This is a genomic window from Emticicia sp. C21 (assembly GCF_003418935.1).
Lineage (GTDB): Bacteria > Bacteroidota > Bacteroidia > Cytophagales > Spirosomataceae > Emticicia.
Map to the genome: position 1 here is coordinate 90,611 of NZ_QVMT01000004.1, position 14,171 is coordinate 104,781.

The 14,171-nt window shown below is 37.1% G+C and carries 13 protein-coding genes; 8 read left to right on the top strand and 5 right to left on the bottom strand.

Annotated elements, in window-relative coordinates:
- Nucleotides 1-22: 22 nt before the first annotated feature.
- Together D0T08_RS11005 and D0T08_RS11010 are read left to right on the top strand one after the other, a co-directional pair.
- Complete coding sequence (locus D0T08_RS11005; RefSeq protein WP_116982686.1) at nt 23-679, top strand: hypothetical protein; 657 nt, start codon at nt 23-25, stop codon at nt 677-679.
- Between the two features lie 398 nt (nt 680-1,077).
- Nucleotides 1,078-2,376, top strand: coding sequence for an amidohydrolase family protein (locus D0T08_RS11010; RefSeq protein ID WP_116982687.1), 1,299 nt, complete (start codon nt 1,078-1,080; stop codon nt 2,374-2,376).
- A gap of 46 nt (nt 2,377-2,422) precedes the next feature.
- On the opposite strand, the gene D0T08_RS11015 is transcribed toward D0T08_RS11010, so the two are convergent.
- The 3 genes from D0T08_RS11015 to D0T08_RS11025 form a co-directional block, all read right to left on the bottom strand.
- Nucleotides 2,423-3,487, bottom strand: coding sequence for a serine hydrolase (locus tag D0T08_RS11015; RefSeq protein WP_116982688.1), 1,065 nt, complete (start codon nt 3,485-3,487; stop codon nt 2,423-2,425).
- A 54-nt stretch (nt 3,488-3,541) separates the two neighbouring features.
- Nucleotides 3,542-4,366, bottom strand: a complete 825-nt coding sequence (locus D0T08_RS11020; RefSeq protein ID WP_147322760.1) for an AraC family transcriptional regulator — start codon at nt 4,364-4,366, stop codon at nt 3,542-3,544.
- A 427-nt stretch (nt 4,367-4,793) separates the two neighbouring features.
- Nucleotides 4,794-5,879, bottom strand: a complete 1,086-nt coding sequence (locus D0T08_RS11025) for a hypothetical protein (RefSeq protein WP_147322761.1) — start codon at nt 5,877-5,879, stop codon at nt 4,794-4,796.
- A gap of 456 nt (nt 5,880-6,335) precedes the next feature.
- Between D0T08_RS11025 and D0T08_RS11030 the strand changes: the two genes are divergently transcribed.
- The 5 genes from D0T08_RS11030 (at nt 6,336) to D0T08_RS11055 (ending at nt 10,601) form a co-directional block, all read left to right on the top strand.
- Nucleotides 6,336-6,875 carry an SRPBCC family protein gene (locus tag D0T08_RS11030; RefSeq protein ID WP_116982691.1) on the top strand — a complete coding sequence of 180 codons (540 nt, stop codon included), beginning with the start codon at nt 6,336-6,338 and terminating at the stop codon, nt 6,873-6,875.
- 279 nt (nt 6,876-7,154) lie between these two features.
- A complete protein-coding gene (recA, locus tag D0T08_RS11040) occupies nt 7,155-8,222 on the top strand; it encodes a recombinase RecA (protein ID WP_116982693.1) in 1,068 nt (355 codons plus the stop codon).
- 371 nt (nt 8,223-8,593) lie between these two features.
- Nucleotides 8,594-9,403, top strand: coding sequence for a PspA/IM30 family protein (locus D0T08_RS11045; protein ID WP_116982694.1), 810 nt, complete (start codon nt 8,594-8,596; stop codon nt 9,401-9,403).
- Nucleotides 9,404-9,416: 13 nt separating this feature from the next.
- Nucleotides 9,417-9,974, top strand: a complete 558-nt coding sequence (locus D0T08_RS11050) for a TerD family protein (RefSeq protein ID WP_116982695.1) — start codon at nt 9,417-9,419, stop codon at nt 9,972-9,974.
- An 18-nt stretch (nt 9,975-9,992) separates the two neighbouring features.
- The gene (locus D0T08_RS11055) at nt 9,993-10,601 is read left to right on the top strand and encodes a TerD family protein (RefSeq protein WP_116982696.1); all 609 of its coding nucleotides are present in this window, start codon (nt 9,993-9,995) and stop codon (nt 10,599-10,601) included.
- Nucleotides 10,602-10,643: 42 nt separating this feature from the next.
- On the opposite strand, the gene D0T08_RS11060 is transcribed toward D0T08_RS11055, so the two are convergent.
- Both D0T08_RS11060 and D0T08_RS11065 read right to left on the bottom strand, forming a co-directional pair.
- Entirely contained in the window at nt 10,644-11,318 is a 675-nt protein-coding gene (locus D0T08_RS11060) for a pseudouridine synthase (RefSeq protein ID WP_116982697.1), read from the bottom strand.
- Nucleotides 11,318-12,871: an NFACT RNA binding domain-containing protein gene (locus D0T08_RS11065; protein WP_116982698.1), complete on the bottom strand. Its 1,554-nt coding sequence runs from the start codon at nt 12,869-12,871 to the stop codon at nt 11,318-11,320. Before D0T08_RS11065 ends, D0T08_RS11060 begins: the two co-directional genes overlap by 1 nt.
- A gap of 168 nt (nt 12,872-13,039) precedes the next feature.
- Between D0T08_RS11065 and D0T08_RS11070 the strand changes: the two genes are divergently transcribed.
- Entirely contained in the window at nt 13,040-14,155 is a 1,116-nt protein-coding gene (locus tag D0T08_RS11070) for an endonuclease/exonuclease/phosphatase family protein (RefSeq protein WP_116982699.1), read from the top strand.
- Nucleotides 14,156-14,171 lie beyond the last annotated feature (16 nt).

Consider the following 14,171-nt stretch of genomic DNA (forward strand, 5'->3'; position numbering starts at 1 on the left):
AACTCTGTAAACAAAAGCTATTATGATAAGCAGGAATGCTGTTAATGGGTCAAATTATAAAATTCTCAAAAGCATAAAATATCTTCTTGTAATTATCAGCTTATTGCTGTATGCTTGCGAAAGCACTCCTTCTAATAAAGAAATTGTTTTCACTGATACAAAAGACCTTTTTGAATACGGTGCAGGAATAAGAGCTGATGCAAAAAAGGGGTTTGAAAAAAGAGCCTCAAAAGGCGATACAATCCGATTGGCTCATGAAAAACTTTTTGAGTATTTACCAAAGAGTTTAAAAAACTGCATAAATGATGGAAGCCCTGTGATACTTAAAAATACGATTTATAATAGGGTTGGACAGCATTTCAAATACAAGGATCATCGTTTTTTGGTGTCAGTTACTGATTTTAACAATGAATTTGCCTTATTTGACGATGATATTATGATTCATACTAAGTCTCTACCTTTTGAAGGTTCTACCGAAATAAGAAAAGCGGTTAAAGTTGGTCCCCATAAAGGACTTTTTCTTTATCAGCAATCAAATATAGGTACCTGGGGAATATGTAATTTTTGGGTGGATAATAGATTTATTATCGGTGTGGATGTAGAACTCCCCAAAAGCAAAGAGACATTGGACGAAATTCTGGCATTAATTGATTTCTCAAAAATGCCCAAATTGAATTAGAGGTTGGTTAAATTAGGTAATTTCATGGTATTGCCAGAATCGGGTTGATTCCACAGCGGGAGCAAAAAAGGTACAACAGGCAATATGACCGCCACTCACTACTTTTTTGGTATGGTCAGAATATCCCGGTTGGTGAAACAACAAAACAAACCTACATTGCCGATATTGCTGCTACGTTAGCGGTTCTACTTAAAATACAGGAACCAAGTGGTTGTATAGGCACCCCTATCGAACCGATATTCAAGAAATAATAGATTAGGACTCATTCTCTTATAAATCCGAAAACGTTCTTTCAGAATCTGAAAGAACGTTTTTTTATAGAATAAAGTCTATTAATTTTGAGTATCTGGAAACATATTTTCATAAATAATCCTATTTCCACCCAAAACCAATATCCTATGCGACTATTGTTAAGCGCACTACTTTTCTTCTATTCTACTATTACCCAAGCCCAATCACCCAATCGATTACTCATTCAAGTGGGTAAACTATATGATTCTCAACAAAAGATCTTCCTTAATAACCAAAAAATCTTCATTGAAAATGGCATTATAAAAGAGATTGGTCCAAACATCAAAAAGGCCGCAGGAGTTAAATTTATTGATTTAAGCCAATGCACTGCCACCCCAGGCTTGATTGATATGCACACGCATCTGCTGATACATCAGAAACAAAGCGATGACGGGATGATAATTGCTTCTAAAGTTCCTGCTAGTGAACGTATCAAACAAGGATTGGCTTTTGCTAAAGAAAATCTGGAAGTAGGTCTGACCACTGTTCGGGATATAGGTAATTCTGGCCAGTATCTGGATGTTGCACTGAAAAAAGAATTGGCCAAAGGCAAAGCCCTTGGCCCAACTATGTATGTCTCCGGCCCTATTCTGAGCCCTCCGGGTGGACAATTTGGCAAAATGGCACCTGCTGATAGTTTTGTTATCAATCAGGAATACAGAGTTATTAAAGGGGCTGATGATGCCCGATTAGCTGTTTTAGAGCATATTAAGCATGGGGTAGATGTGATTAAAGTATGCATGAACACAGATAACAGAATGTTGACCCTCGATGAAATCTCAGCTATTGTAAAAACGGCTCATGAAAATAATATACCTGTAACTGCTCATGCTACTACAGATAAATCAGCAAGAGCAGCAGTTCTGGCTGGTGTTAATGGTATTGAACATGGATATGATTTATCGGACAACACGCTTATTTTAATGGCTCAACGCGGCACTTATCTGGTGCCTACTGATGTCACCAAAGAACAGGCAAAGATTCTGGTAGAGGGCATAGGCATGAGAGGCAAAGAAGCCGAGGACTATGCCAAAGGCTTTCTGGATGGAGTTCATGACCGACTGAGAAGAGCCGTTGGTAAAGGCGTGACAATACTATCAGGTTCTGATTTTTATAATGATATAAAGGGTTTACCACGCGGTAAAGGTGCTGTAGGAGTAATATTATCTTACCACGAGGCCGGTATTCCGGTTAATGAAGTATTACAATATGCCACTTACAATGCTGCTAAAGCATTAGGAGCATCAGATAGTATAGGTACTATCAAAAAAGGGATGAAGGCCGATATAGTATTTTTTAATGGCGACCTGGAGAAAGATTTTGGCACTGCCTTATTTGATGTACAAATGGTTTTGAAAGACGGGATTCCAGTTTACCCGAAACGAAAAACTGAAACAAATAAATAATCATTAAAACAGCAGGTAGAATTAACAACTACCTGCTGTTTGCATTTCATAAACATGATTCAATCATCAGATGATGCAAATCCTGATGGTGTTGACGGGATGCCTGTTTTCCTTTCCACATAAATAAGCCCTGTTGTAGAAGTGCTCGTCCGGTATCATTTCTTGATACGACTACTAACTGGTTTTTACGATCAACAATCATAAATTGTCCTCCCCAACCGGATGCCCAGAAAGTGCCTTCGTCGGTATCATTCAACCATAAATAGGCATAATGGTCGAAAGGCTCATTGTTTTTATCTTCTGAATATGGATAGGTACTTTCTGCCACCCATTTAGCAGAAACAATGGTTTTACCTTTCCATTTTCCTTCATTCAGCATCAACATACCAATACGCGCCATATCTTCGGCGGTCATAAAAATAATATATTGCTTATGCTCTGAATAATCCGGTTGTTTATAGATTACATAATTAGCCTTAAATTTCTTCATGCCCAAAGGCTTTGCCAACCATTCCTCAATGGCTTGACCAATGCTCAGTTGAGTTTGCTGCTCGAAGATAGTACCCAACACATTAAAACCCCAGTTATTATAATAGAAAAACTCACCGGGCTTGTGCATACCACGTTGCGGACGAGATGCTTTCATCTCTTTTGTTTCACCTGCGGCTTCAATATAAATGCCGGATCGAGACATCAGCAAATCTCTGATAGTACAAGTCTTTTCAACGGCTGTCAACGGTGCTTTATTATCATCAATTTTTAATTCTGCCAGAGTCTGATTCAGTCGTATCAAGCCTTTATCAATGGCTATACCATATAATACGCTCATGATACTTTTACGGGCCGAATGTGTCATGATGGGCAGATGAATATCACTCCATGAAGCCAAAATGCTATCATTTTTAATTGCAATAAAAGCATCATATTCGGTCTTCTCTTTCAGGAATTGATAAGCTTCCCTGATGCTATCAGGATTCTTAGGGTTGGTAATAACTGGCAGGGGCTGATAGGTCTTATTAGCTCGATTCCAGAATTTTGGAGAACAAGAGACAATGAAAGTTGAGATTGCCAGGAGAGCAATAAGGATAATAAATTTTCTTTGCTTTTTCATGATTGATTTTTGTTTTTTCAGCAAAGAAAAGCCGTCAAATTACTATCAATCCTCTCAAAAAGGGTTTTGAGAGTTATTTTTTTGCAGAAAATCTTTAGGAGATTGTCCGGTGATACCTTTAAAGACCCGATAGAAACTTGCCTCTGAATTAAAGCCAGACTCTAAAGCAATACCTAAAATAGAAAGATGTTTATACTCCTGACTCAATAATTTTCGCTTCACCTCCTCTACCCTTTTTTCATTAATAAAGTTTCGGAAGTTCTGATAAAACTCTTCGTTGATTATTGCAGAAAGCACTCCCTCCCCAACTCCTATTTGTCTGGCTAGTGCATTCAAATTCAGCTCGGCATCCAAAAATACTTTATCCTCATTAATTGCTTTCAGCAATTTCTCTTTGACCGTCGAAATCTGTTCAGTATTCAATGTCATTGCAGAACGTTTTTCTGTTTGAAACGCTACTTCAAAATCTTTTTGCTGATAACCTGTAAAGCCTAAATAATAGACCAGCACCGCCAGATAAAAATAAAAAAATTGCCATTGAATAAAATGCCTTGCCCCGAAATTGAAAAAGATTTCAAGTGGAATATTAATCATTAAAAAGGTTACCAAAACACCCATGGCTATCAATACATTACGTAGCCAGCTATAAGTAGGGTAAGAAGCATTAGAGATATTGGTATTCAGCCAATGTTTATAGGCCTGTATCCGGCTGAAACTTAATACCCAGTAGATAATACCTGATAATACCGAAAGAATATCTTCAAACTTCTTAATTCTATTGTAGTATAAACCCTCAGCTAATTGATCTTTCAGCATAATATCATTGGTTTGTAAGCTTAGTGTATAAACCCAGATGGCATGGCATAAAAACAAAAGCATAGGCCAAAAGTGTAACCAATCCTTTTCTTTAACCCTATAATTTGTTTGAGTAAGAGAGAGTGTGTACAAATAAAAAAGCGGTTGAATCAACAAATCAAAGGCTAAAGGCAAGTAACGCCACTGCGGTTTCTGCCATAGTCCTAAAGTATGAAGCAATATTTTGAAACTTAAGACAATAAACGTCAGAAGAATAAAGGCCAAGATAGTCTTATTAGTCCGGACAGGTCTATGCAATAAGAGTAGCACAGCACAAATAAGCCCCTGTGCCGTGCCTAATAAAACTATTATGTCAAATATAGATAGGTTGATAGTCTTAGGAGTTTCACCGAATAAAACGGTACGCTGTCGCTGGCTAAAATAACAAAGGATGAATTCATTATCTGTGCCGACTTAAGTCAGCACATTATTTATTCGAACAATAATAATTTTAATGTAACTGGTATTTCACATATAACCCCTCTGAATGTTCAAACTTACCGTTCTGCACATCGTAATGAGGCTCTACTCTTAATGAAATATTCAGCCCATCAATTATTTTCCAGTCTTTTACTAATCTTAGCATTAATATACTTCTATACGGCTCGTAGTAGCCGTTACTATTAAATTTAAGGGAATATGTCTGATACAAATCATTACCCATAGGCGCATAAAAGAAATGCCCGAACCAATAACTTACGCCAACCTGAAATTTAGGATGTTGCCAATAACCATTTATATAGTAGCCACTTCCTTTCAATGGCGATTCAAAATAGCTTGCATAATAATTATCTGCCACAAGGCTCTGATTATTCAGAAAATCCTTTTGCACTCTTATACCCAAAGCAGTATTAATAAGTGTCCGGACAGGTTGTAAAGTCTGAATATTTTGTCCTCCTATGTGGTATATACTACCCTGTACCAATGCCTTAATCTTAAACCCTTTTATGAGCAAAGCAGGGCTATAAAATGAAAGTCCATTCCAGAAAATCTCCTGATGTGTTTGTCCAGGACCAGTGCTCCGCTGCCAATCAACCCACGCATCAAAATAGGTTTCATCACTGATATCGCTGTTTTTCAGGGTTGTAGTTTTTTGATATTTTATCTGTGCTCCATGCTCCAAAGGTGCCCGTATCAATCGCTCAAAACTCATCATTGGTTCAATCATCCGGTGATTAATATTTCCCTCAATATTCCCGAATAAAAACCGCCAGTCATTATGCTTTACCTGAAGAGTAAAAGTGGGCTGAATCTCCATAAAACCACTGGTACCGAACTCTTTTCTGGCAAAACCACCTAATTCGAGAGATACTTTTTCATGCGGTTGATAACTTACTTTGGGGTTGACATAATACCCAAAAAGCGTGTATCCATCGGCTATATTATTAAAATATTCGTTGTTTCGAGCATAGCCTAAAGAGGAGAATTTAAATTGAACTTTTCCAAGTTTAGACTTGTTATAAGAATAGGTATTTTCCAGTGAACTTGTATTGGTCTGCGCTTGCGTTTTTGAGAAAATTCCAATCAAACATGCCATACAAAAAATTTTCCAATTATAAAATCCGTTCATCATTAAAAAAAACCGTTCATCATTTTTTTGCTGCATAGTATTCTAATTTTTTATACCTTTGTATAGTCTTAAAGGTCGTGGGGTGATACAAATATTTAAAACAGATTGTTATTTCAAAGACAAAATAAAGGAATAAAAATTTCAAAAATTCAATTGCATTTTTTTTATAAAAACCTAAACACTACCAAATACCAAAATTAAGCATTTTCCTTTCAGATAGGAAAGTAAAGAAAAAAGAATGAAATTAGGTACTTTGGCTCATTTTAAAATTATTAAAAGGTAGAAATATATAATGATAGAGAAATAGGAAAAGTGATAGAGTAATCAGGTTGAGGTGTTTGATAAAGCGTAGATTTTTAAAACAGCTATTGTCAATTAATATAAGTGCGGTCGCCGCGCGATTAACCTTAAATTTTTAAAAAAATGAAAATTCTAAAAACTATCCTATTTGTTATTCTTGGTATTGTAGTTATCTGTTTAACAGCGGCATTGTTCATCAAAAAAGATTACGCTGTTGAAAAAGAAGTGGTAATCAGCCAGCCGAAAGCAGTTGTGTTCGATTACATTAAGATGTTGAAAAATCAAAACAATTTTAGTGTATGGGCACAAATGGATCCCAACATGAAAAAAGAATTCAAGGGTACTGATGGCACCGCAGGTTTTGTATCAGCCTGGGATAGTGAAAATGGCAATGTAGGAAAAGGCGAACAGGAAATAAAGAATATTGTTGAGGGTGAAAGAGTAGATTACAAATTGCATTTTATTGAACCTTTCGAATCAACAAGTGATGCTTATATGACAACTGAAAGCGTGGACTCAACCCATACAAAAGTAAAATGGGGTTTCGTAGGAAGAATGAATTATCCGACCAACCTGATGCTAGCCTTCATGGATATGAACGAAGCAATTGGAAAGGATTTTTCTACAGGGCTAACCAATTTAAAAGGCTTATTGGAAAAATAATTCTAAAAAAATGGCTGTAATTAAAACAAAGTACAGGAGTAAAAGTGTTAAAGATGTTCTGAACACAACTCGAACTAAGAAAAAACGTTTAGATTGTTTCGACTTACTGAAAATGGCAAGTCAACAGGAAACTGAGAAAAAAATAGAGAATGTATTAGTTGTATCAAATCTATTAGCAAATTTTCAGCGGTTAATACACGAAAATTTTATTTCGACGGCAAACGTTAAATAATCACTCAATCTTAAATAAGTAACAAATAAATCACATAAATATAAAAAATGGCAGCAGAAAAAGACGTAACCAGCGACAAATTGAAGATTCTCCAAACAACCATGGAGAAATTGGACAAAACTTTTGGTAAGGGTACCGTAATGAGATTGAGCGATACAAAAGTTTTAGAAATTCCTTCTATTTCTACTGGCTCACTTGGACTTGACCTTGCGTTGGGTGTAGGTGGTTTTCCGAAAGGGCGTATTATTGAAATATATGGGCCTGAATCTTCAGGTAAAACAACCCTGGCAATGCAAGCCATTGCAGAAGCACAAAAAGGTGGCGGAATAGCAGCCTTTATCGATGCAGAGCATGCTTTCGACCGTGTTTATGCCCAGAAACTAGGTATCGATACCAAAAACTTGCTTATCTCGCAACCTGATTATGGTGAGCAGGCACTCGAAATCGCTGAACATCTTATTAGTTCAGGTGCAGTTGATATCTGTGTCATTGACTCAGTAGCTGCGCTTGTACCTAAGGCAGAGTTAGAAGGCGATATGGGTGATAGCAAAATGGGTCTTCAGGCACGTATGATGTCTCAAGCCATGCGTAAACTAACGGGTACCATTAACAAAACAGGTTGTTGCTGTATTTTTATCAACCAACTACGTGATAAAATTGGTGTAATGTTCGGAAGCCCTGAAACCACTACTGGTGGTAATGCATTGAAATTCTATGCTTCTGTCAGAATTGATATCCGCCGTATTGGTGCCATCAAAGATGGTGACGATGTATTGGGTAACCGTACCCGTGTAAAAGTAGTTAAAAATAAAGTTGCTCCTCCGTTTAAAGTAGTAGAATTTGATATTCTTTACGGACAAGGCGTGTCTAAATCAGGTGAAGTACTTGACCTGGCGGTAGACCTTGAAATTGTGAAGAAAGCAGGTTCATGGTTCTCTTATAATGGCAGCAAATTAGGACAAGGACGTGATGGTGTGAGAGATATGTTAAAAGATAATCCTGAATTGCTTTCAGAATTAGAAGACAAAATCAAAGCCGCAGTGGCAACTAACTCCGATGCCTTAATGGATACCAAACCCGGTGACCAGGATGGTGTTGTAGACAAAGACGAGTAAAATAGATACATTAGGATATAAGTTTGGATTCGAAAAAGGCCGCCCATTGGGTGGTCTTTTTTTTTCCTCTGTTTTTCTAAAATTTCTCTATAATTGAATAGCCACAATATACACTAAGGTACACTTTGTATCACAATTTGCTCGAATTAGTATATAGTGTAACATAGTGCTTCCATTATGTACATTATGGCAAAATCACCGAACAATAAAATAAAAATTTCTTTCTCCTTTTTCCATTCCCCTTTCTCCACGCTCCAAAATCTCATCAAATTTTCAAACGTCACCGTCCTGATTTCTATCCTATCATCAAAAGTATCTTGAGGGTTGCCAACCTATTCTCTTGCTTTGTCCCCGTAAACAAAAACAAAAATATGTGGACAAACCTACTTAAACGAATACTAAATATCAGTAAAGCCAAAGCCAACGATACCCTCGATCATATAGAAGACCCGGTGCAAATGATGAAGTTGGCAGTGGTAGAATTGGAAGAAGCAATTACCAAAGTAACTAAAGCTTTAGCAGTTGCCATGGCTAACCAATTAAGGTTGGAAAAAGACCATGAGCAGTTCAAACTGGAAGGTATTTCGTGGTATCAGAAAGCTGCTATTGCCTTGCAGAGTGGTAATGAAGACATGGCTAAAAAAGCGCTTTCACAAAAGGCTTTGGCTGAAAAAAAAGAAACAGAGTATGGCGCTTTGGCTGAAAACTCGCGCCACATGGTACAGCAGTTGAATGAGCAATTAGATGAATTTAAGCTTAAACTGGAAGAAGCCAAAACCAAACAACGCATCTATGCCGCTAAAGCTGAAAGCGCCAAAGCTCAGAGGCAAATTTCGGAGTCGTTGGGAGGATTGAATTCGACAGCACTCGCTAATATGAGCAAGTATGAGGATAAAATTAATCAATTAGCTGCCGAAGCAGAAAGCCTTACCACTTTGAACTCTATTACGACCGGCTTGAACAGAGAATTTCGGGAAATGGAGAATGATATGCTTGTGCAAAATGATTTGGAAAAGTTGAAGAACCAGTTAGCAATTGAGTCAGAAAAGCAGAAGGAAGAGCGAATGGAGGCGATTCAGAAAAAATTGAATGAGATGAATCAACAGGATAGTCAATTGCCCGCTGCAAGTAATCCTAAACCAGATATAGATAAATTATTAAATGATTTTTTTAAACAATAAACTATAAAAAACAATGTCGATTAATTTAAAAAAGGGTGGTTCTATTAACCTGACCAAAGAAATGACCAAGCTTAACAAGGTGATGATAGGATTAGGATGGGAACAAACAGGTAGAAATGTGGACTTAGATGCTTCTGTTTTTATTCTGGGTGCTAACGGCCGGCTATTAGCTGAAGAGTATTTTGTCTTCTATAACAACCTGAAGTCGCCGGATAAAGCTGTTGAACACATGGGAGATAACCGTACCGGTTCGGCAGAAGATGATGACGAGATAATCCTGGCAAACCTCGAAAGTATAACACCTAATGCTACAGAATTAGCCGTTTGTGTATCTATTCATGATGCAGTTAACCGTGGGCACAACTTTGGTTTGTTGAAAGATGCTTATATCAGGATTATAGATGTAGACAGCAAAAAGGAAATTACACGTTACGACCTTGATGCCTCACACTTTGTTGAAAACTCTGTGGTATTTGCCAAGGTAAAGAAGTCAGGTAATGAATGGTTTTTCCATGCTACCTCACAAGGCTCTATGACCGAATTACAAGGTTTAGTTGATCTATTTCTTTAATCTTTACACGCTATCTTAATGATAAATCTGACTAAAAACTCAAAGATTTCATTAGAAAAAAATGGAATTGACTTAAAAGAAATTACCGTTGGCTTGGACTGGGGAAGTATCAAACATAAAGCTTTCTTTGGCCTGCTCAGCAACGATGAAGCTGTTGACTTAGACGGTTCGGTTTCACTTTTTGATACAAACAAAAAAGAAATTGAAACTATCTATTATAATAACCTGAAATCAAAAAACGGAGCCATTAAACATAGTGGAGATGACAGAATTGGTGATAGTGGCGCAGATAATAAAGATAATGAAGTGATAAGTATCAATCTGGAGAAAGTTGCAGCAGAAGTAGATACGATATTCTTCTATCTGAACTCATACAAACAACAGGATTTTGCTACCATTCCTTATTCGAAAATCAGAATTATGGAGGGCAAGCACCATAACCCGAAAAATGTATTTGCCAATTTCAACTTATCGGCTGATGCAACCTATGGAGGGCATGTATCCATGCTAATGGCTAAGCTGAAACGTACGCATGGCTCACGGTGGGAATTCACGGCTTTAGGCCAACCCATTGCGGCCAAAGATATTGCTGGGACTATCAAGTTGATTCAAAGCGAATATCTATAGTAGATATTCATGGTTGCTACTTTTGTAGTACCCATATTCCTGTTATTTGACATCGGTAAGAATACGATACTTACCAGCTGTTAAGTCCCCTAATTCAATCATACCCATTCTGATGCGAACAAGCCTTAATACTTCATAATGAAGTTTATAGCACATCCTCCTGATTTGCCGGTTTAATCCCTGAATCAGAATGATTCTGAAAGTAAAATCGTCTATCTTTTCTATCTGGCAAGGCAAAGTCATCTTTCCCATGATTTTGATGCCCTTAGCCATAGATGCTAAGAAATATTCATCAATAGGCTTATCAACCGTTACAATATATTCTTTTTCGGTCTTATTCTCATTACGAAGCATTTTGTCGTAGAGTGTACCATCATTTGTCAGAAATAATAATCCCTCTGATTCTTTATCCAATCTGCCTATCGGGAACAATTCTTCTTCAAATGGCAGAATATCTTTCAGATTATCAGCTATTGCAGTATTCAATGTAGTTTCTATGCCTCGTGGCTTGTAAAAAGCGATATAGATAAGCTTTTTCCCTTCCTTTAATACTTCATTATTATAAACCACTTCATCTGTCTGGCTTAGTTCTACATTGGTACTAACCGACATACCATTTACCTGAACCTCACCTGACAATATGAGTTCCAAAGCCCTCCGATTAGAAACCCGTAGTTTCCAAACTAACAGATATTGCAGACGATTCCTGAAAGTCATTAATTCGGCATTTTGGGCTCTACCATTACCACTTCTTCTTTTTCCACAATCACTTGTCCTTCTGCCAGATCTTTTGTCTTTCGCACAAATTTCTTTTGCGTCAATATTACAGGCGCTAAGCTTTCATTCCGCCGTTTAGAATAATAAGCTGCCAAAGAAGCCGCTGATTCTTTTACTGTATTAGGTATCTTTTTACCTGCTTTGTATTTTACTACCACGTGTGAGCCTTGTGCATCGCGGGCATGTAGCCATAGGTCTTCTTTATAGGCATATTGCTGGGTAAGCAAATCATTATTTTTGGCATTCCGGCCAACCAGAATCTCAAAGCCTTCTACTTCAAATCGTTTGAATAATTCTTTATAGTTGGTTGTCTGAGAAGAATTACGAGCAAGCTTGTTGGCTTTCAGATAATTGCGTAGTGCCTTTAAATGTTCTGCCTGCTCTATTTTTTCTATATGCAGGTTCAGATTTTTCAGCAGTTCTTCACGGCTTTCGATGTTTTCCATCAGTTTTTCAATTTCTATCTTTTCGTTCTTAGCCTTACGATAAAAATTCTCCGCATTTTTCTGGGGAGAAAGCTCGGGCTTCAATTTAATAACGATGTCCTTATCCCGATAAAAATCAAATAATTCTGCTTTCTCGGCTCTCTCCGGTATCTGATGCAGGTTGGCCATAAGTATATGCCCGATTTCTTCGTTCTTAATATCAGAATCAACAGCTTCCAGCCGCTGATAGGCATCTTTCAGATATAAATCAGTTTGTTTCTTTTCTTTGGTTAGTTTCCGCAGAATCTCGGCCTTTTCTTTATCAAGGGTACTGACTTTGTTATAAATAACATAGAAAGCATTGATTGCTTCGATAGGCTTGTCAAACTCCTGCAAAACCTCCCCTATTGGCAACAGAGATAAATGCAATTGATGTTCCCAGCGAATAATATAGTATCGGGGATTTTCTAATTTATGGAGAGTTTCCTGGATTCTTTGCCAGGTGATTGGCTCTTCTTCCAGATAAGTATTTACTAATTTCCCAAAAGTTGGGAATAGTTTTCGGTAATCCTGATTATTTGCCTGAAACGCATCAAATGACTGATCTATCTGACGATCTAAAGTACTAATCCGGAGATTTTTATCAGCTACAATTTTACTATGGAAGAGGTCGATTACTTCATTATTCTGAAATAGAATGATATTAGAACGATTGCCATACATCTTGAAAACTACCGAAAAGCCTTGCTCAAAATTAATAGCAAAGCATCGTTCATTCAGAAATTGCCTTATACCTGTAACCTCTAAATCAATTAGTTGATTAAATAAATCAATGCTGTTTTTTTTGGCTCTCTCAAACTGATCAGTAAAATATAAGCAGGAGAAATCCGGAAAAACGACGGCTTTAAGAAAAAACTCTTTATAGTTTTTCTTTTTCCCACGGGCAGCGGCAAACCCAAAAACCAATTCATCTTTTTCCTGACTGAAACATTCCATCAATTTCAGTCCGGTGATTTTAGTTTCTACTTGCAGAGTAAGTTGCCGTAAGAAATAATAATTATTTTGCACGATTCAATAGTATATGAGTCTGCAAAGGTAGCTTAATTTGAATAAATACCGAAAAAGCTGTAACCAGCTATAGTAAAACCAAAAAGTAGCCGTAAAATAAATTTAATAATTAAGACATATAAAACTACACTATTAGGCTTAACTTCGTTTAAAACCCAAACACCTCCTATGCCTTATTACAAAAAACTATTTGATGAGACGAGCTTATCCGGCGAAAAAAAGAAACGTATTGCTGAGAAGATTTTGCTTCTACGCGAGGCATTAGATAAACAAATTCCGGCAAGAACCCTCAACAGTAAATTAATCTTAGCCACTTGGAATATCCGTGAGTTTGATTCATCTAAGGGTGGTGAACGCTTGATTGAATCATTCTACTATATAGCTGAAATCATTGACCGGTTTGATTTAGTGGCTATTCAGGAAGTGAGAGAAAACCTGAAAGCGCTTAACAAATTAAAAGAGGTTTTGGGTAGTAACTGGGATTATATTTACACTGATGTAACAGAGGGGATAGGAGGCAATGGTGAAAGAATGGCTTTCCTGTTTGACCGCAGAAAGGTAAAGTTTGATGGATTAGCAGGAGAAGTAGTGAATCAGCCCGTCAGAAAAAAAGAGGGGGATAAAATGGTAGCACTGCCTAGTGTACAGTGGGTCCGCTCACCATTCATTTGTGGATTTAAAGCAGGATGGACAAATTTTATGCTTTGTACAGTTCATATTTATTACGGTGAAAGCAAACCGGAAGATTCTATAAGGGTTCAGGAAATTAAACAGATTGCCGAGTTCATGAAAGCCAAAGCCGAAGATGCTATTGAATTGGGAAACATGCAGAGCATTATTTTAATGGGTGATTTTAACATATTCGATAAAAAAGATGCTACTTTCAAAGCTCTGACCAGCACAGGTTTTAAAGTACCCGCTGCTCTTGCAAAAGATGAATTAACTGGCTCAAACGTAAAAAAAGATAAGTTTTATGATCAGATTGTGTTTTTAAACAGACAAGGTGTATTTGAATTTACAAATGAAGCAGGAATCTTTGATTTTTATGAATCTGTTTTTAAAGACGGAGAGGAAGCTATTTACGAAGAACATTTTGTTAAAAAAAAACCTGAGGCAACTGAAGAAGAAAGTGATGGAATAAGCCTGGCATCTAAGTATAAAACCTGGCGTACTTTCCAGATGTCTGACCATTTGCCTATGTGGGTCGAAATTAGAATTGATAATACAAAGGAATATCTTACTAAGAAAGCAGAGACAGTAGTGCCTACTCCAACGCCGGAGTAATTTAATTGGCAATTGA